General features: G+C 55.1%; 16 protein-coding genes. 7 read left to right on the forward strand and 9 right to left on the reverse strand.

From position 1 onward, the window contains the following. Positions 1–127 precede the first annotated feature (127 nt). The 4 genes from G461_RS0100280 to G461_RS25275 are packed head-to-tail and all read left to right on the forward strand — an operon-like array spanning position 128 to position 5,783. On the forward strand, positions 128–730 hold the full coding sequence (locus G461_RS0100280; protein WP_026970300.1) for a PilZ domain-containing protein: 603 nt from the start codon (positions 128–130) through the stop codon (positions 728–730). A 4-nt stretch (positions 731–734) separates the two neighbouring features. Next, positions 735–4,190 carry a transcription-repair coupling factor gene (mfd, locus tag G461_RS0100285; protein WP_035478836.1) on the forward strand — a complete coding sequence of 1,152 codons (3,456 nt, stop codon included), beginning with the start codon at positions 735–737 and terminating at the stop codon, positions 4,188–4,190. Further along, positions 4,180–5,382: a peptidoglycan binding protein CsiV gene (locus G461_RS0100290; protein WP_026970302.1), complete on the forward strand. Its 1,203-nt coding sequence runs from the start codon at positions 4,180–4,182 to the stop codon at positions 5,380–5,382. The genes mfd and G461_RS0100290 overlap by 11 nt, the downstream gene beginning before the upstream one ends. Next, positions 5,379–5,783: a DUF2919 family protein gene (locus tag G461_RS25275; RefSeq protein WP_051333239.1), complete on the forward strand. Its 405-nt coding sequence runs from the start codon at positions 5,379–5,381 to the stop codon at positions 5,781–5,783. Before G461_RS0100290 ends, G461_RS25275 begins: the two co-directional genes overlap by 4 nt. A gap of 30 nt (positions 5,784–5,813) precedes the next feature. On the opposite strand, the gene G461_RS25280 is transcribed toward G461_RS25275, so the two are convergent. The 8 genes from G461_RS25280 to G461_RS0100335 form a co-directional block, all read right to left on the reverse strand. Beyond that, on the reverse strand, positions 5,814–6,935 hold the full coding sequence (locus G461_RS25280; RefSeq protein ID WP_051333240.1) for a hypothetical protein: 1,122 nt from the start codon (positions 6,933–6,935) through the stop codon (positions 5,814–5,816). Further along, on the reverse strand, positions 6,913–7,356 hold the full coding sequence (locus G461_RS22760) for a hypothetical protein (protein ID WP_051333241.1): 444 nt from the start codon (positions 7,354–7,356) through the stop codon (positions 6,913–6,915). The genes G461_RS25280 and G461_RS22760 overlap by 23 nt, the downstream gene beginning before the upstream one ends. Before the next feature lie 129 nt (positions 7,357–7,485). After that, positions 7,486–8,778, reverse strand: coding sequence for an NAD(P)/FAD-dependent oxidoreductase (locus G461_RS0100310; RefSeq protein ID WP_026970303.1), 1,293 nt, complete (start codon positions 8,776–8,778; stop codon positions 7,486–7,488). 219 nt (positions 8,779–8,997) lie between these two features. Then, complete coding sequence (gene ycfP / locus G461_RS0100315; RefSeq protein ID WP_026957242.1) at positions 8,998–9,546, reverse strand: alpha/beta hydrolase YcfP; 549 nt, start codon at positions 9,544–9,546, stop codon at positions 8,998–9,000. Positions 9,547–9,586: 40 nt separating this feature from the next. Continuing rightward, a complete protein-coding gene (gene nagZ / locus G461_RS0100320; RefSeq protein WP_026970304.1) occupies positions 9,587–10,618 on the reverse strand; it encodes a beta-N-acetylhexosaminidase in 1,032 nt (343 codons plus the stop codon). Positions 10,619–10,621: 3 nt separating this feature from the next. Further along, a complete protein-coding gene (lpoB, locus tag G461_RS0100325; RefSeq protein WP_026970305.1) occupies positions 10,622–11,218 on the reverse strand; it encodes a penicillin-binding protein activator LpoB in 597 nt (198 codons plus the stop codon). 9 nt (positions 11,219–11,227) lie between these two features. Next, positions 11,228–11,626 (reverse strand): YcfL family putative periplasmic lipoprotein, encoded by a 399-nt coding sequence (locus tag G461_RS0100330; protein ID WP_026970306.1) that lies wholly within the window; start codon positions 11,624–11,626, stop codon positions 11,228–11,230. A 9-nt stretch (positions 11,627–11,635) separates the two neighbouring features. Beyond that, the gene (locus G461_RS0100335; protein ID WP_026970307.1) at positions 11,636–13,048 is read right to left on the reverse strand and encodes a COG3014 family protein; all 1,413 of its coding nucleotides are present in this window, start codon (positions 13,046–13,048) and stop codon (positions 11,636–11,638) included. Positions 13,049–13,550: 502 nt separating this feature from the next. Here G461_RS0100335 and G461_RS0100340 point away from each other — a divergent pair. The 3 genes from G461_RS0100340 to G461_RS0100350 all read left to right on the forward strand — a co-directional run bounded on the left by G461_RS0100340 (position 13,551) and on the right by G461_RS0100350 (position 18,455). Then, the gene (locus tag G461_RS0100340; RefSeq protein WP_051333242.1) at positions 13,551–15,587 is read left to right on the forward strand and encodes a methyl-accepting chemotaxis protein; all 2,037 of its coding nucleotides are present in this window, start codon (positions 13,551–13,553) and stop codon (positions 15,585–15,587) included. Between the two features lie 59 nt (positions 15,588–15,646). Next, positions 15,647–16,315: a PilZ domain-containing protein gene (locus G461_RS0100345; protein ID WP_026970309.1), complete on the forward strand. Its 669-nt coding sequence runs from the start codon at positions 15,647–15,649 to the stop codon at positions 16,313–16,315. 142 nt (positions 16,316–16,457) lie between these two features. After that, positions 16,458–18,455: a methyl-accepting chemotaxis protein gene (locus G461_RS0100350; RefSeq protein WP_026970310.1), complete on the forward strand. Its 1,998-nt coding sequence runs from the start codon at positions 16,458–16,460 to the stop codon at positions 18,453–18,455. A gap of 108 nt (positions 18,456–18,563) precedes the next feature. Here the strand turns inward: G461_RS0100350 and G461_RS0100355 are convergent, their stop codons facing one another. Next, positions 18,564–19,631: a MalM family protein gene (locus tag G461_RS0100355; RefSeq protein WP_026970311.1), complete on the reverse strand. Its 1,068-nt coding sequence runs from the start codon at positions 19,629–19,631 to the stop codon at positions 18,564–18,566. Positions 19,632–19,671: the final 40 nt, after the last annotated feature.

Below are 19,671 nucleotides of genomic sequence, written 5' to 3' on the forward strand. Positions count from 1 at the left end.
CTGACCCCGGCAACAAGCCAGCTTATGTGACAGAAACACCAGTAGGGACAAGCGCTTGTATTCGTTTGCATTCGAATTGGCAACTTGGTCTAATGCCAAGTTACACCCCAGCTACCCTAGGACAGGCATGCAACAGCAGTATTTCAGCGTGCAGCACGCGCTTAACCTCAATGTAGAGGCGGTCAAGCCACAAGCGCTCCCTCTCGACCAGCAACAGTTTGAGGCCGAGATCCCCGAGCCATTTCGGCTAAGCGGCGAAAACACCACCGAAGAGCTGGCCAGCTTGCGCGGCCTAAAGCCACTGGGTGAAGCCGGTGAGCTGCTGCTTGCCTACCTTGATCGCCAAGCCAACAAACTGAACCGAGTACTGAGTTATGTGCTGTCGCACCACGACAACGCCGAGCAGCGCTGTCAGAGCATCAGCTTTGGCGGCTCGGAGCTAAGCTTTGCCTGGGACAGTGCCTTCGAGGTAGGTCAGGCGCTGCGCGTGAAAATCTTTGTTCCGGAAGAAAACGCTGCGATCTACTGCTACGGTGAGGTAGAGCGGGTTGAAGCGCGCCCAAGCCAATCGCCAGATGAAAGCGACGCCAGCTCACAGATCCATGTCTCTTACCGCTGGATCCGTGAACAAGATATTGAACTGCTGGTACGTGCAAGCTTGCACATTCAGACTCAACAACTTAAAGACCGCGCTAATGCGCGCCAACAGAGCCAACAAAACGACCAGTAATAACATGGCAAATCTGATTGACTTACCCCTGCCGGCGGGAGCCGGTGATCAACAGCACTTAGCGAATCTGCCCGGTAGCACCCTGGCACTGGTGATTGCCCAGTACATCGAGCAGCTAAAACAGCCGGTGCTGATCCTCACCGAAGACACCCGCAGCGCCTTGCAGCTAGAGCGCGAAGTCAACGGCCTGCACCCCGAGCGCAGTATTAACCTGCTGCCCGACTGGGAAACCCTGCCCTACGATAACTTTTCGCCGCATCAGGACATTATCTCCCAGCGCATTCTCAGCCTGAATCAGCTTAATCAGAACCCCGAGAGTGTGGTGATCGCGCCGATCAGCACCTGGCTGCAGCGCGCCGCACCGGCCTCGTTTCTAAGCCAGCACAGCCTGCAACTCAAAGCCGGACAGCAGCTCTCGCTCAGCGCCTTTAAAGAGCGCTTGGCTAAGGCCGGTTACCTGCATGTTGAGCAGGTGATGGAGCACGGCGAGTTTGCCCTGCGCGGCAGCTTACTCGATTTGTTTCCTATGGGCAGCGACCGCCCCTACCGGCTGGATTTCTTCGATGATGAGTTGGAGAGCATCCGCGACTTTGACCCAGACACCCAGCGCAGTCAGGACACCCACCAGCAGCTAACCCTGCTGCCAGCCCACGAGTTCCCCAGCGATAGCGCCGGTATCGAGCAATTCCGCAAACAGTGGCGGGAGCGCTTCGACACCAGCCGCGAGCCGGAGTCGATCTACCAGCAGGTCTCCAAGGGCGTGATGCCAGCCGGTATCGAATACTACCTGCCGTTGTTTCATCAAAACACTGAGCTACTGTCTGAACAGTTGCATCCCGATACCGTGGTGCTGCGAGTGGGCGATCTGGAAGCGGCCAGCCGCTTGTTCTGGCAAGAGCTGGAGCAGCGCTATGAGAACCGCCGCTACGATCGTCAGCGCCCTATCTTGCCGCCGCAAGAGCTCTACGCCGACACCAACGAGTGCTTCGCCGCGCTAAAACCGTTTAGCTTGGTCAAACTGCAAGTAGGAAAAACCCGTGCCAGCGGCAACCGCCAGAACTTCCCGGCTAATCCGCTGCCCGATCTGAGCGTGAATCACCGCCTCAACCAACCCTTGCAGGCGCTGCAGCACTATATCGATCATCACCCGCAGGCGCGGATCTGTTTCGTCGCAGAAACCGATGGCCGCCGCGAGGCTCTTAAGGCGCTACTGCGCCCACTCAAACTCAAGCTACGTGAGGTAAACTCACTGGGCGAGTTCGTTGAGCGTAAGTTCGAGCTCGGCCTGCTGGTCGCGCCGCTGGAGAAAGGCTTTGAGCTGAGCCAACCGGCCATTCAGGTGGTGACCGAGGCCGACTTGCTCGGCGCCAAGGTGCGCACCCGTAAGCATCGCGAAGCCGCCAAAGGCATTCAGGCCGATGCGCTGATCCGCAACTTGGCCGAGCTCTCACTTGGCCAACCGGTGGTGCATATCGAACACGGGGTGGGTCGCTATCACGGCCTGACCAGCTTTGAAAATGGCGGCATCGTCACCGAGTTCTTGCAGCTTGAATACGCCAACGAAGCCAAGCTGTATGTGCCAGTAAGCGCGCTGCACCTTATTAGCCGCTACTCGGGAGCCAATGAAGAGAGCGCCCCGCTACATAAACTAGGCAACGACCAGTGGCAGAAAGCCAAGCAAAAAGCCGCTGAGAGAGTGCGCGATGTGGCCGCTGAGCTTCTCGAAGTGTACGCCAAACGCGCCGCCAAGCCGGGCTATCAGTTCACTGTCGATGACAGCGCCTATCAGCAGTTCTGCGCCGACTTCCCGTTTGAGGAAACCGACGATCAGCTCAACGCCATTGACGCCATGATCAAGGATATGCGCAGCCCCAACGCCATGGACCGCTTGGTATGTGGTGACGTGGGCTTTGGTAAGACCGAAGTGGCCATGCGCGCCGCGTTTGTTGCGGTTAACGCTGGCAAGCAGGTGGCGGTGTTGGTACCCACTACCCTGCTGGCGCAGCAGCACTTTGACAACTTCAGCGACCGCTTCGCCAACTGGCCGGTAAATGTCGCGGTACTGTCGCGCTTTAAAACGCCCAAAGAGCAGCGCGAGATCTTGGCGCAAATCGAGGCTGGTCAGGTGGATATCATCATCGGTACCCACAAACTGCTGAGCAAAGAGATCAAGTTCGCTGATCTTGGCCTGTTGGTGGTCGACGAAGAGCACCGCTTTGGGGTGCGCCACAAAGAGCAGATCAAAGCGATGCGCGCCGATGTCGACATCCTCACCCTAACCGCCACACCGATCCCACGTACCCTGAATATGGCGATGAGTGGGATGCGCGATCTATCGATTATCGCCACCCCGCCCGCCAAGCGCTTAGCGGTGAAAACCTTTGTTCGCCAGCACGAAGTGGCGTTGGTGAAAGAGGCCATCAGCCGGGAGATTATGCGCGGTGGTCAGGTCTACTTCCTGCACAACAAGGTGGAGACCATCGACCGTGTCGCGCAAGAACTGGAAGAGTGGCTACCGCAAGCGCGCATCACCGTGGCCCACGGCCAGATGCGTGAGCGCGAGCTAGAGCGGATCATGAGCGATTTCCACCACCAACGCTTTAACGTGCTGGTGTGTACCACCATTATCGAAACCGGCATCGATATCCCAAGCGCCAACACCATCATTATCAACCGCGCCGACAACTTCGGCCTGGCGCAGTTACACCAGCTACGCGGCCGGGTGGGACGCTCCCACCACCAAGCCTATGCTTACTTGTTAACGCCACCGCCGAAGCTGATGACCAAGGATGCGGTTAAGCGCCTCGACGCCATCTCGCAACTGGAAGACCTTGGCGCTGGCTTTACCCTGGCCACCCACGACTTGGAGATCCGCGGCGCTGGTGAACTGCTCGGCGATGAGCAAAGCGGCCAGATTGAAGCGGTCGGTTTTACCTTGTACATGGAGATGCTGGAGCGCGCGGTCACCGCCATGAAAAATGGTGAGGAGCTGGACTGGGATCTTAGCCAGAGCCAGCAATGCGATATGGAGCTGCGCCTGCCCGCCTTGCTGCCGGAAGATTATATCTTCGACGTCACCACCCGCCTTACGCTGTATAAACGTTTAGCAAACTGCCGCGACAGCCATGAGCTACGCGAGCTACAGGTGGAGCTGATTGACCGCTTTGGCTTGTTGCCAGAGGCGGCCAAGAACCTGTTCAGCGTGCAGCAGCTAAAACTTGATGCTACCGAACTGGGCATCAAACGGCTAGAAGCCGGGCCGAAAGGCGGCAGCGTTGAGTTTGCGGAACAGACAAAAGTCGATCCCGCTTTTCTGGTAAGCCTGTTACAATCCCAACCAAGAATTTATCGCCTAGAGGGCGCCAACAAGCTTAAGTTCACCATCCCCAGCGAGGGGCATGAAGAACGCTTAAACTTGGTGGAAACATTACTGGAGCAACTGTCTAACCATGAGTCTTAAGCCCCTGCTAAGCGGCCTGTTGCTGCTTCTTCCATTGGCACAAAGTCAGGCGGAAGAGCGCTGGTTTGATATCGAAGTAATCGTGTTTAAGCGCGATGTCGCGCTGGAGCAAACCTCTGAGCACTGGCCTCAGCCCCAGTCGCTGTCGATTAAGCCCCAGCAAGCCCTGCTGGCCCCGATGTTCGAGTGTATCGAACCCTGTGCTCAGCCAAGCTTCCGCCAGCTGCCCAGCCAGATAGATGGCCGCGGCTGGCCGATTAGCGGCGCCACCAAGCGCAGCATGCTAAGTGCTGCGCAGCTGGAGCTAAAAGACGAGTTCGCCCGCCTAAACGCCCACGATGCCTATACTCCGCTGATGCACATCGGCTGGCGCGAAGTGGTTGCGCCACGCAATCGCGCCAAGCACTACCAGCTGGTTGCTGGCCGCGATTTCTCAGACCGCTTCGCGGATAGCGGCCTGTTGCATGGCCAAGACCCACTGGAGCCAGCAGCAGATGACTCAGAGCTGCCAAGCATTCAACAGCCCATCGAGTTGCAAGATGACGAGCAGTCCAGTTTGGATTTAGCGCTTAACGATTTACTGAGCGACGCCAGCACCGACGAGCCAGCCCAAGTTAATCCGCTCTGGGAGCTAGACGGTGGCATTCAGGTCTACCTGCAGCACTACTTGTATATCGACGCGCAGTTCCTGTTGCGCCGCCCAGAGCTAGTTAAAGTGGTAACTGAAGCGGCTGAAGCAGAAATGGCTGAGCCAGAGGTCCCTGAGGCTATCACTGACGAGCCAAATGAAGTGGTGCTTATCGGCGGCTTGGATGACGTAGAGCCTGCGGAGTCAAGTTCGTCAATCAGCCAAAGTGAGTACCAGCAACAGCTGCAGAGCTTCCGCTTTGACCAGCGTCGCCGAGTTCGTTCCGGTGAGGTTCACTACTTTGACCACCCGCTGATGGGCATGCTGATCCAGATCCGTCGCAGCCCTGAAGCCAGCGCAGACGCGTCATTTGAGCCATCGGCTGAGCAGTTAGTCGAACTTGAGGGAGAAGACGTCCAATCGGAGAGTGAGGTTCAGGCCTTATCTAATGAGGGCATCGAAAGCAGCGACGACACCGCTCAGCAAAACCAGCAAACTAGTCCACTAGCTAACGAAGTGGCCAGCGACGAGGCCACTGCTGATAACGCCTCACCTGCCGCGTGAATCCACATCAACCGACGCTGCTGCTTGCCAGCGTTCTGCTTAGTCGAACTTGGTGGCTGTTTATCTTCGCAGCCGCCAGTCGCGATCAGGGCGCCGAACTACTCGCCCTGTTCTACCCCGACCGCCAATGGTTTTACCTCAGCCTGATTGCCGGACTCATTCCTTTTTCCAAGCTGATTGTGGTCAAGCCATGGCAGCGCGTTCCGTGGCGCTTGCAGGCGGCGATACTCACGTTGATGACTCTGGCAGACATTGGCTACCAGCTAAAGGTGGTGGTAGCCAGCTCGTGGGATTTTCACTTGAGCAATGCGTTGCTGCTTTGGCTGGCGGCGATGAGCCTTTGGCTGCTGCTGCGCGCGCTGTTTAGCCGTACCAGCTTAGAACACCCCTTTGTGAGCTAAGCGCGTTTAGCTAAACGTGGTGAGCTTAGGCTACAAGTTGAAACTGTAGCTAATACCAAATGACACGATGCTGGCGGAACGCCCGGACAAACCTTGCGAAGTAGGTGGCGTAAAGCTGCCCCGGTTTTGATCGACAGTGAAATAGTGCCACTCACCGATTAACGCCAAATTGGAGCGTAAGCTATAGCGCAGGCCCAGACTGACACTTTGCGCATCATCAAGGTCATCCTCACCCCGAGCGTAGCGCATTCCGTAAGTCACATAGGGCGCCCACTGTTTGTAGCGGTAGACCAGCGAGAGATAGGCGTTCCAGGGCTGCTCCTCGCTAACAGTCGCCTCACCAATCAGGCTCCAGTTATCCCAGTCATAATAACCGCCATAGGCCCAGCTGGTTGTCTCAAACTCCACCACAATCGGTTGGAAAACTGGCGGGAAGGCATCAAACGGTGGCGCAGGGAAACTGTCCACCGACTCAATCCGCGCATCAGAGCGATCCACCCGCACATAGGCCAGCCAGTTATAGCTCTCTACGTCAAAACGAACGCCGTAGATGCTATCGATATCCACATCCCACAGGATGTTGTTGCGCTCGTTGTTCTTAATCTTGGTGTTAAAGCCATAGTAGAGCTGAGTTTTCAGCAGCAGGCTGTCGGTTAGCTCAAAGGTGGCATCGGCATCAAAGCCTTCATAGCGGGTAAAGCCACTGGTGGTGTCGTACACCTCCGCGGGTAGCCGCATCCATGGGAAGGCCTGATTCACAAACACCACCTGCGAGTAAAGGAAGCTTGGCGCGCGCAGGCGGCCACCGCGTAGGGTCATATTGTAGGTGGGCTTGAATGCCAAATAGGCCCATTCCAGCTCGGGATCGCTAAAGTCATCGATCGGACGCTTAACCACTTGCAACGAGGCCGCCAGCCAGTCGTTCGGGCGAATATCCGCCTGCAGGCCGACGATGGTATCGCAATCCCAGCACCACTCGTCTTGAATGTTACGAGAGTAATAGTAGGGGATCTCCGAGTTACTCTTAGCCGCTCCCGTGGATGCGAATCCAGACACCCCTAACCAATCGGGCAAGTCCACAGCCAACGCCGCCGGCGCGATCCCCAGCGTGCATGCTATCACTGTGTGTTTAGTGAACTTCAAGCAAGACATTCAGGTCTCCTACATGCTCAAGGGGCAAGTAACCCAATCCTTCGGGGTTTTGCTGTAGCCATTCACGTATTGCTGAGTAGTCCTCGCTGCTGCTCTCTTCAGGTGGGGTGCCTCGTCCGGAAAATGCCAGCGAGGTCCAGATGCGGTTCATCTCCGCTTCGTTCTTGTTGAGAAAGGCCTTGTAGAAGGCCGTGCGATCAGCATTACCACTGGGGAAATCGATAAGTCGTACCCGACCAATTCCCTTCACGGAAGACGATTTACCCAAGAACACCAACTTCGCCTTGGTCAATGAAAGCTGGGCTGGCGGGCTGGGAGTGGCAGATACGATGGCGTACTGCGCTGAAGCAGAAAAGCTTAGCAGCAGCAGGAGTACCGTAGGTCGGCATAGGGCGCTGAGCACTAGCCAGAAGTTCGTCACTGAATCGCGTTCCTTGCGTGGTTTCTAGTGATTACTTTAATCGCGCTAGTGACAAAACGCCAAATTAATTTGACAAGAATATTTATAGCCACAAACAAATATGTGGCTATAAATCACAGTTTTAGATGTCTAGTGAAGCTTCATCTTCGGCCGTAATACCTGGTTGATACGTCCAACCAAGATCATCAAGCCGGTCTTCACATAGCCGTGTAAGGCGATATGGTGCATGCGATACAGCGAAAGATAGATAAGACGTGCCAGTTGGCCTTCTACCTTCATTGAACCGCGCATCAGGTTGCCCATCAGCGAACCAACAGTGGAGTAGTTGCTTAGCGACACCAAGGAGCCGTGGTCGTGGTAGTGAAAGTCTTGCAGTGGTTTGTTTTGTAGCTGCTTGGTCAGATTCTTATAGACCAGTGATGCCATCTGGTGGGCCGACTGGGCACGCGGTGGCACCCACCCTTCCCCCATGGCGCAGGCTGCGCAGTCGCCAATCGCATAGATACGCTCATCGTTGCTGGTCTGCAGACTCGGCTTCACCACCAACTGATTGATGCGGTTGCTCTCCAGCCCAGCCAGATCCTGCATAAAGCTTGGGCACTTAATCCCTGCAGCCCATACCATTAGGTCCGCCTCAATCAGCTCGCCATCAGCGGTCATCAAGCCCTGTTCATTGGCCTCGGTGATACGCGTAGCGGTGCGCACATCGACGCCCATCTTGGTCAGCTCACTATGGGCAGAGCCGGAGATCCGCTCTGGTAGTGCCGGCAAGATCCGCGGCCCAGCTTCCACCAGCGTCACCTCCAGACACTGCGCCGATACCTTCGGCACCCCGTAGGCACGCATCTGGTCGACGGCGTTGTAGAGCTCAGCAGAGAGCTCAACACCGGTTGCCCCTGCGCCGACAATCGCCACCTTGACCTTGCCACCTTTCTCGGCTTCATCGTTTTGCGAGAACTGCAGGAAGCGGTTAAGCATCCGGGTATGGAACAGCTCAGCACGCCCAGGGTTGTCCAAGAAGATACAGTGCTGCTTAACGCCCGGAGTGTTGAAGTCGTTAGAGACCGAGCCAATGGCAATCACCAGATAGTCGTAATCGAGCTGTCTAGCGGGCAATACCTCTTGCCCTTCTGCCATCATCGGCGCCAGCATCAGCTTGCGCTGCTCACGGTCAATGCCTTGCATCTCGCCCAGCTGAAATTCGAAGCCTTGTTTGGCGGCGTGGGTGCGGTAGCTTAAGGCGTCGATCCCCGCATCCAGTGAGCCGGTCGCCACCTCATGCAGCAGCGGTTTCCATAGGTGGGTGCGGTTGCGGTCGACCAAGGTGATATTCGCTTTACCCTTTTTACCAAGCTTGCGGCCGAGCTTAGTGGCCAGCTCCAGTCCGCCCGCGCCACCTCCAACAACAACGATGTTAGTCATATGCTTCCCTAATAATTTCGGTTGATCCAATTTGTTTAACTAAACACACGGCAAGCGCTGGTGAAGCAGAGCAAAACACCAGAGTTTGAGCAGTTAGCACTTAGTTAAACCGACTGAAACGACACTCACGCGACAACAAACGGTGGTTGAGTAGATAGGGAGTGATTATACAAAAGTTGACGTAGATCAAACAGGGTTATTTGATCTACGTCATAAAAATCAGGCTTGTGGGCGCCGTTGATGGGCTTTGATGCGCTGCAGATGGGCGCTGATATCAGCGAATTTATGGGCCTGTTTGTCGTCCCAAACTATCTCGTAGTAAGGCGATAAGGCCGCTTCGGTTTGTTGATTATCGTGGACATCGTTGTCCCGCGATAGCACCACCAGGCAGTTGCCGCGGTTTTTCTCGCGAAACTCGCTGACACATTTGGTGGCGATATCTTGATACTCTTCCGGACGCTCGATCCGGCCTTGCATGTTTTGCTCGGGGTTGAGGTTAGGATTGAAAATCACCGACGGAATGCCACACAAAAAGCCGATGCGCTCACTCCAGTAACCACCCAAGCCCACACCGCAAATTACGCTCGGCTCATCGGGGGTGAAGCTGAGTTGCTTATGCACTTCTTTGAGCAAGTGGCTCATATCGTGTTTGGGGTGGATGGTACTGTAGCTGATGGGACGTACGTCCTCATCGATAAATTGCAGTTGCAAGACCTTTTCGTGGTTCCCCGGGCTGGTGGAATCAAAGCCATGCAGATAAATAATCATTGCTCTTTCCTTGATACAACATTGTTACGACAGTTCTCAATTAAACAGTAGCATGTCCTAAGCCCTCAAGCTGGCGTTTTATCCGCTGATAATCCTGACGTTTATCCAGCTCACGCCAACTGGCTGGGTGAGAACCGCCCAACAGGGGCTCAATTAATAACTCATTCGAAGACGACGGCACTGGCTGGGGCAGGCCGTCCAGCAAGCTTATTGTAGCCTTGCGATCGTTACAAGCGAGCAACAACTGGCAGCCTGCTTCGAGGGCTTGTTGGGCACGTTGCAGATAGCCGCCCGCGGTAGAAGCGCCTTGCATACTGAGGTCATCACTGAAGATCAGCCCATCAAAGCTAAGCTGTTGGCGCAGTACCTGCTGCAGCCACAATGGCGAGAAGCCCGCAGAGTTGGCGTCCACCGATGAATAGACCACATGAGCCGGCATCACTGCATCCAGCTTACGCTGGCGGATAAGCTGCGCAAAAGGCTGCATATCCGACATCTGAATATCGCTAAGTGGCCGGGGATCATCGGCCTGATGGAAATGGGTATCCGCCACCACCGAACCATGGCCGGGAAAGTGCTTACCGGTGGCTTTCATGCCCGCCACTCGCATTCCGTCGATAAAGCCGCTCGCCAGCTCGCTGACCTCATCAGGGTCACTAGAGAAGGCTCGACTGCCAATCACATCGCTACCACGGTCTAAGTCGAGCACCGGCGCAAAGCTCAAATCGATATCGCAGGCGCGCAGCTCCGCTGCCATTAGCCAACCGAGCTGAGCGGCCCAGTCATTGGCTTCTAGCTTAAGCAAGCGCGCTTGCTCGGCCACCATCCCCATCGCGGGGATCGCAGAGAACTGCTCGCGAAAACGCTGCACCCGGCCACCTTCATGGTCAACGCTAATTAGCAGCGGCCGGCTGGCCGCTGCCCGAACTTGACGGACCAACTCCATAAGCTGGTCCCGTTGCTGGTAGTTGCGGGTGAACAGGATAACCCCGGCCACCGTGGGATGTTGCAGTAGCTCTCGCTCTTCGGCGTCAAGCTCGGTCCCTTGAAGATCGATAAACAACTGCCCCATCGTCTACCACCCCAGCGTTTTTTTGCTTTGCTGTTTGCGGATCTCGGTCTCGTCCGCCCACTCCACGATGCCCGTTTGCAGGTCCATCAGACGCATGGTCATCTTGTAGTACACATCGGTCACCTTCTTGTCTTTCTTGACGATACTCGACAGGTTGCCATAGAGCATGTACTCGGCACCGACCATCTGACCAAAGGCGATAGCTTTACTCGGGTCGACCAGTTCATCGTCGTTTTGGAAGTTCAGCTGATCGCGTACCGACTCAACCCGAGTCATATCCACAAAGCGGAACTTGCCCGATTGCAACATGCGGGTCGAGATGGAATCGGTGATCGATTCAGTATCGATATGCTCGGTGGTCTTGTTCTTGATGCGCTCAACAAACACGATCGGGCGGCCAGAGGCGGTGATCTCATCTAGCAGTGGCGATGCAATCAGCGAGTCGGTCATCTGCGCAGCAATGGTTTGCAGATCGGTGGAGCCGAACTCGGTGTTAACCGTTTCCACTTCCTGCGGGTCGCCGTAGCTTACCTTGCTAGAACACCCGCCGAGCAGCACCAGACTTGCTGCCAACGCGGTGGCACATACCAATTTGTTCATACACTACTCCTAGTTTTTTACTTCGCGTATATAGACTTTGAACGAGTCGGCCCGGGTGTCGAGCGCGACCGATTGTACTTGAATTTCTTGATGCCCATGCAGCGCCAGAGGATGCCATGGGGTGTTAGCCAGATCTAACTGCACACCTTTCTCATCGAACCAATAGAAGCGGTACTGCAGCTTCTGGGTACTGGAGGCGGTGGACTTCACGGTGGCGAAGCCACGCAGGCGATCGCCCTCTTCCACGGTGCGCGCGTCTAGTATGGTCAGGCGGCGACCCAGTCCAAAGTTATCGACAATCAGCCACTGATTATTATCGCGGGCTTCAGAGTTTGCCGATATCCCCGAGGTATTGGTGGAACACCCGGCCACCAGCACGATCAGCATTGAAAGCAAAAAGCTACGCATAAGCGCCTCCTACAGTTGAAAACTGCGCGTGACAGTATACTCACCGGCAAACACCAGTGTGACTCTGCCCGCACTCACGTTAATGGTCGATTCCGAGTTCATCCAGCCCGGCACAGAAAAGCGGTGACTACCGCTGTCGATGGCCTTGATGGCGATGTTATCCTGCGCAGGTAAGGTCTGCCAGTGTCGGGTATCTGCCCGCTCAGAGACGATGTTGTAGATGTTCATCAGAGCACCCGCCAACTCCTCTTCCTTGGTCGACTTCTCAGCCTCACGGGTCAAGCCATCCTTAGTGGCTAAGCGTAGCACCTGGCGCAGTATCAACCCGGGCAGGTCTTCCTGTAGTTGCCGCTGAGCCACTGCGCTGAAATTGGTCATCGGCGCAGCCACATAATGTTTGTCACCAAGTTGGAAGGCCAAGTTGTCGGCGCTGCGTACCCCGGTCATCACCGGCAGGGCCACCGAGTAATAGCGCCAATGGCGGCCGTCGGGGATTGGCACGGTAAACTTCACCTCTTGGCGCGCCTGCACCAGCCCCTGCTCGGCAATCAGCACCACCAGCCCCTGCCCCTCGCCAAGCTCCAACTCTGCGCCGCCGCTGTATTGCTCAACGTCACTCATCCCCAAACGTTTGCCTAAACGCCCCACCTCGGCTTTGAGATCGGGGTTGTCCGGTGCCAATGACAAAGCCTTACGGTAGGAGATATAAGCATCGTTAGGCTCGCCGGCGGCCACAAACATGGCACCAGCTAGAGCATGCGACGAGGCCAGCTGATAGGGATCGGAAAGGGTCGAAGACAGACCGCTTTGTGGGTACTCCCCCAACACCGCCTGATACTGGGTGCGGTACTCTCGCAACTCTTGTTCGAGATCGCGCGGCGCCTCGGAAAGCGCCTGTTGCTGGAGCCAGTTGGCGCGGCGCACCTCGACCAGCGCACCGGACAGGCCCTGCTGCTCAAGGTAGTTCTGCGCCTGATAGTAGTGCAGCATCGCCTGCTCATAGGGCGGAATGGTGTACTCGATAAAGTTATCGTTGCTAATTAAACTGGCGGTCTGCTGCAGACCAGAAGAGACCCGATAGTTAGGCTGGGTACTTAGCCAGCGAAGCTGCTGATCGACTTGGCTAAAGCTTGCCAGGCTCTGCTCGCTATCTGGGCTTAGATACTCCAAGCGCCCTTGTTCGAGCAAGCGCAAATACTGAGCCGTACCAGAGTCACCGGCCTTGAAAGCCGCAGCAGCTTTGCTCGCCTGCCCTTGCGCAACCAGGCTGCGCGACCAACTCAGCTGATCGGAGTAGCTACTCAACAGCTGCTGATAGAACGTGGCCGAACATGCCGCCAACAGCATGCTGCAAAGCGCAACGCTAAGCGGCTTGGCACGGCGCTTAAGCGCATTACCGAAACGAGTAGAGCGATAGAACAAGCAACAATCTCCGTGCAGAACGAATGGCAGGCTCTTGGGTGAACAGGAGCCACATTATGCGAGAACTTAAGCAAGGGAGAAAGCACCTTTACGCGAGTTTACTTAAACTCCCTTTCGCCGATTAAAAACTAAGCCAAAGCTTCAACGTAGATGACTCGGCAGCGCACCTCAGCACGATAATGCACAACTATGCACAACTATGCGCAACTACGTATATGCAAGAATGCGTTATTCGGTAACAGCCTTAAGTTCAGTGAAAAGCCTTTCACTTAAAGTAAGTGATTACTCATTTATAAAATCTTTGTCTTTCACAAGGTTCAATCGACTAAATTACGAGCAGTTCGGCGGCTGAGCTGAAGTTTGTTGTGATCCTGTCGATAGTATAATTGACGCGGCCTCGGCATAATCGAGGTAACGGCTAAAAACAAAATAAAGTAAGCCTGGTAACAGTAAAACACAAAAACAAAAAAGCTACGTTTGGGAAAGGGATAGTCGAGGGGCTATGAAAAAGATTGTGAATAATGCAAGTGGCGTGGGTCAGATGCTCGCCAATTTGTCGATTGTACATCGGGTAAACATTGGCTTCGCTTTATTAGTGTTAATGATGTTGATAGCCAGCGCGTTAAACATTCGAGCGGGCGGGCTTATCGCCAACCAGCTCGACGAAGTGACCAACAACGCCAACCCATTGGTGTTAGAAAGCAGCCAGTTTGCGGTCGACCTGCTCACCGCCGACAAGCACTTCAAAGATGCACTCACCAGCGTCAATCCAGAGAGTATTCAATCCAGCCAAGACAACTTCGAGCAGAGCCAACTCGATTTTGTTCAACAGATAGGCAACCTGCTGCAAAGCACCCAGCCTTATCCAGAGCTGCGCCAACGGATTGAAGCGCTCAATCAGCTGGAGAGTGATTACTTTCAGGTGGCAGTTCAGGTTATGCGCGACAACGTCAGCTACCGCGAACAGGTCACACAGGTACGACGCAGCGCCAGTCAACTGCAGATCATGCTGCCTCAGCTGAAAAAGAACCTGTCTGATAAAGTGATTCTGCTCGACGATGACTACATCCGCTGGGCCAGCGAGAGCTTTCTCAATGCCATGGCGACCATCGAGTTGAACACCATGGACGGGCTAAGTCGCGATGATTCTGAAAACATCGCCAAGTCACTCGCCCGCAACAAGAACCTACTCAAGACCTTTGAAGAGGCCACCAGCAACCTGGAAGATGAGATCCCAGAGCTGCGCAATGATATGGGCCACCAGATCGACCAGTTTGTGCGTGATACCACCGCTGACAATGGCGCCCTCTCTAGGCACCTTGAGCTAGTCACCCAGCGCGAAAACATCGAACAGCGCACCGCCGAGGTAGCCGTGCTGATTAGCGATGCTGTGGAGCAACTTAACGAGATCAACCGCATCGCCAACCAGATCGCCGCCGATGCCGCAGCCGAGGCTCATCAGCGAATCAGCGCCACCCGCTGGCAGGCGATTATCGCCATGCTGATTGCAGTGCCAGTGACCATTGCCATCGCCTGGAGCGTGGCTCAGGGCATCAAGCGCCCACTGCGTTTGCTGATGGATAACTTTGGCGCGGCCGCCGAGGGTGACCTGACCCGCGAGATTGATTACACCAGCAACAACGAATTCGGTCAGCTGGCTAGCTCCGCCAACCAGATGGTCAGCCAGATGCGCAAGCTACTGCACGACATCCTCGATGGTGCCGAGAGCTTGGCCAATGTGTCGCGCTCCAACTCGCAAACCCTCAACGAAGCGCGCAGCGAGTTGGACAATCAACGTCAGGAAACCGCCTCAGTGGCAGCCGCGATGACCGAGATGGAGCAGTCGGTACGCGAAGTCGCCTCTAGCGCCAACGTCACTCTGGACAAGGTGATGGAAGTGGAGCACGCCTCCAGCTCAGGCCGTAAGATCATGAGCGACAATATCACCACCACCCATCAGCTGTCCGACCGCTTGGCGCACAGCAGTGAGGTGATCGGTGAAGTGGGCGATATGAGTAACAACATTGGCTCAATCCTCGATGTGATCCGTGGCATCGCCGATCAAACTAACCTGTTGGCGCTTAACGCGGCCATCGAAGCCGCCCGTGCTGGCGAGCAAGGCCGAGGCTTTGCGGTCGTAGCTGATGAGGTAAGGGTGTTGGCTCAGAAAACCACCGATTCAACCTCTGAGATTCAGACCATGATCGAGAATCTTCAGAAGAGTGCCAAGCGCGCGGTAGAGGTGATGGCTCAGTGCTCCAACGAGATGCAATCGAGTATTGCGCAAACCTCTGATGCCAACGGCGCGATGGAGGAGATCCAGGGCATTATCACCCAGATCTCCGACATGAGCAGCCAGATTGCCGCCGCCGCCGAGCAGCAGCAAGCGACTGGCGCAGAGATCTCCAGCAACCTTAACCGCATCTCCAATATCAGCGATGAGAACTACCACAGCATTGAGGTGGTGGCGCATACCAGTGAGGAGATGGGCGAGCTGGCGCAAACCCAAGACCAGCTGGTGAAACACTTCAAGGTGTAGTGTAATGGTGGGGCGCGGGATGCGCCCCAAACCTCACACAACAGTTAAAGGATTAACCTGTGGATTTGCTCAGTCCGGAACTCAAAAAACGCTTTGATGCCCTGCCCTGCAACTCTGAAGTGCAGATCCAAATTCCCACCGCCACCACCCCAATTCGCCTGCGCAGCCGTTTGGTGGGTATCGATCCCAATATGTGCATATTGCTCAGCCAAGGCAGCGATCATAATTGGAAGGCTGCCAAAGAGTTGCTTCGTGAAGGCCAAACCGTGGTGATACGGGTGATGAACCCGCTCGACCCCGACGGCCCGATCTTCGCCTATCGCGATGCCATCACCAAGATGATGAGCGTGGTGGGCCGCTGGTTGGTGATTGGCTACCCCAAACAGTTGCAGTACATCAGCCTGCGAGAACATGCCCGTCATCCGGTACAGGCTCAAGCCAAACTGATTTTCAGCGATAGCCAATCCTCGGTGCAGTTGTGTGATATCTCCTTGCAAGGCTGTGCGGTCATCACCGAACACTTAGTGAAAGCCGGTGTTCCCGATGGGCAATTACAGCTGCAAACCCACGACAATAAGCCCATTGCTATCCCAGTTCAGTTCTGCAATCAGAACCGAACCCACCCGCAATCAGAGCAGTATCAGGTAGGCCTGAAGTTCAGCGCCGATGACAAGCAAAAAATCCGCTTTGTTCAGCAAACCATCCTGCAATACCTGATTGAAACCTAGGCTAAGCTCACTGTTTTAGTAATTACCGCCAATAGAGTTTTGACTCTCCGCACACTCTGGCTGGATGCCTGCTGAAAAATGTAACCGGTTTCATTTTAATTGAGGAAATGTAACACCGCATTCACTCACATGGAGGTCATGTATGCGTTTGGGTCTAGGCATCGTATCCCGCGTCATCACCAGCTTCGCCATTCTTGGTATTTCAATGTTGCTACTTGGAGGTTACTCCATGTACAGCAATCGCTCATTGCACGATGATGTGCAGCAGATCAGCCAGCGCTTTACCCCGATGGTTGAACTGGCAGGAGACGCCAGCCTTACCGCCCTGCAGCTCGAGAAACACCTGAACAACTACCTGTTTGAAAACCGCAACAACGCTCACGCCGAGTTATTGGACGAGCTGGCGCCACTCGCTGAGCAGCTCAACCAGCAACTACTAGATATTCCTGATGAACTGCTGCCAGCAGAGCAGAAAACCGCTTCTGTGGCTACCATTGAGCAGTTTCTGAGTCATGCAGCGAGCATTCAAGGTAATCACCAAAGCAGCATCGAGCTGCAACAGGCCATCGCCAAAAAACGTATCCGCGTACAAAGGCTGCCCGGCACCATTCAGCGTGATCTGCAGGCCTTTACCACCGAATCGAGCACCTTCCTCAAGTCGATACTTGCCAACCTCGATACCTCCCTCTCCTTTGTTGAGGTCAACACCCTGCGGGCACTCAATGCCAGCGACCCCAGCGAGGTCAGCAAAGCGCTGTTGGCCAACCAGAAGAAACGCGATGACATCGAGATGGACTTCGAAGATATCGTTAGCCTGGTCGACAGCGTCCAAGATATGGCCAACGGTTCGATTGCCCATGGCATTAAAGAGCTGCTGCAAGAGACTATGGAGCCGCAAGGAGTGCTCTCGCAACAGCTGCAATACATCGAGCACCAACAGCAACTGAGCCGTGACTTAAGCTTGGCAACCAGTGCCATCGATGAGCTGGTTGCGGGCTTAGCACAGGTGCAAAACAGCGCAAGAACACGCGCCGATGCCGCCAACCAACGGGCCGAGAGTACCTATCAGCAAGGGCGTGCCCTACTGGTAGGGTTGCTGTCAGTTTCATTGCTGGTGGTGCTTATTATTAGCGCCAGCATCTATCGCAGCGTGAACTCGCCACTACGGGAGATCAAGGTGGTATTACACCAGCTCACTCGGGGGGATTTACGCAGCAAGATTGGCTACGCCAAACCCGATGAGTTCGGCGAGTTAAGCACCAACATCAACCAGGTCATCGACCAACTGCAGCACATATTGGGCGAACTTAGCGCCACCGCCGCCGAAATCAAGCAGGTATCGCAAAGCAATCTGGCCAGCGCCGAGCGGGTCACCGACAAGCTCGACAGCGAACGCCAAGGTACCGCGAGCGTCGCAGCAGCCATGACCGAGATGGAACAATCAGCGGTGCAGGTGTCCGATGCGGTCGACCATGCCCAGCAACGAATTCAAGATGTGAAAGCAGCGAGTGCGCTGGGCCTTGAGCTTTCCGATCAAAACCGTCAGCTAATCGATCAGTTGGCAGAGCGAATAAGCCAGAGCACGAGTGTGGTTGAACAAGTGGAAAGCTTGGGTGCCGACATCGCCGGGATCTTAGATGTCATTGAAGATATTGCCTCACAAACCAACCTGCTGGCGCTTAACGCCGCCATCGAAGCGGCCCGGGCTGGCGAACATGGCCGTGGCTTTGCAGTGGTCTCCGACGAGGTGCGTAGCTTAGCGCAGAAGACCCGCAGCTCAACCGGCAAGATCCAAGAGATGATCGAGGCGCTACAGCAAAGTATCAAAAGCGCTACCCTCCAAATGGGCGAGTGCCATCAAGAGATGACCCAGTGCGTACGCATGTCCGATGAAACCGAACAAAGCCAACAGCAAATTCAACTATTGATGGAAGAGATTGCCGAGCTCGGCACCCAGATCTCGGTTGCCGCCACCGAACAGCGGCAAACCTCACAAGCGATATCTCTTAACCTTAATGAGATATCTAGTGGCTCGGCGAGCAACTACCAAGAGATTGGCCAAGTACTGGAAGTCAGTGGCCAACTTAGCGGCCTGGCGCAGAAGCAAGAGACCCTCGCGCAGCGCTTTGAGGTAGTATGAACAGCGTTTTGAGGTGGTATGAGCAGCGCTTTGACGCTATTTGAATAGCATTTTGTAGAAAGGTAAGCAGGGCCGTGTTTACTGCCCTGCTTAGCAAGCGGATTGATGCTACGGTTGGTAGGTTTTCAAGGTATCAAAGAAGGTTTTGCGAGCACTCTTGGAGCCGAGAGTTTCAGCCTCATCCACCAGCGATAGCGCGGTATCGATCTGGCCCGACTGAATAGACTCTCTGATCAATTGATTGTACATCGACTCTGTCTGCTCCAGCATGCGCCGCTTAGTATCTGGCGTATCGCTGGCAAAGCCGACTGCGGCAGGCTCGACACTTGCCGAGCTATTATCAGTGCCAATGGTGGCAGCAGTGGTAGTTTTAGGTTCCTCAATCACGGGCTGGCGTAGCTCACGTGCTTGCTTGTCGGCAACGATACTCTTGCCTTGGTAGTCTACAGCGGTCGCCACCTTCTGGCTGCGTTCGCCAAACAAAGGCTTTTTCTCGATAACCCCATCCTTAACCGTTGGGTTCACATACAGCTCCAGTGCGCCTAACGCGCTGTGCGGCAGCTCTACATCGTTCATCATTGGGTCGTTGCGACCATTGTTGATATCTTCGATGCGACGCGGGTGCACCATGGTCACCGAGCCCTGCATATCGTTGGCGGTTGAGTACACCAACAGGTAGCTATCTCCCAGTGAGGGGTCGAGCTGGATAACCGCACGATAACGGTTGGGATCGCGTTTCTTTTCTGCGATGGCATAGCGGAAGCTGCTAAAAGGGATCTGACGAATCACTTGGTGGTTGGCATCCAGGATGGCGACCGTGGGCGCTAACACGCCGTCGGTTGCAACGCTATCAATCGCCAGCAGGTAAGGTGCACTGGCCTTAGGTAACTGATAACCCAGTGTATAGCTGTCGCCAGATACAAATGGGAATACTTGGGTGTCTTCGTCGAGCGCTTGGCGTACCCGAGATTTTTCCTCAAGCGGTATGTACTCAAGCTCAGATAGCGACCAACAGCACAAGCTAGCACTGCTCAGATTATCACGCGCTTCGTCAACTTCGTTGCTGAATGGCGCCAGCGCCTTGTCCAGATCGAATACCCTTAAATCCTCCACCGATGAAGAACAGGCTGCCAGCCCTAATGAAAACATGGCCACGATTAACTTCGAATGTTCCACAACTACTCCCTTGGTATCTTTTTGCTCTCCATTACTGGTT

Source organism: Aliagarivorans marinus DSM 23064 (genome assembly GCF_000429485.1).
Lineage (GTDB): Bacteria > Pseudomonadota > Gammaproteobacteria > Enterobacterales > Celerinatantimonadaceae > Aliagarivorans > Aliagarivorans marinus.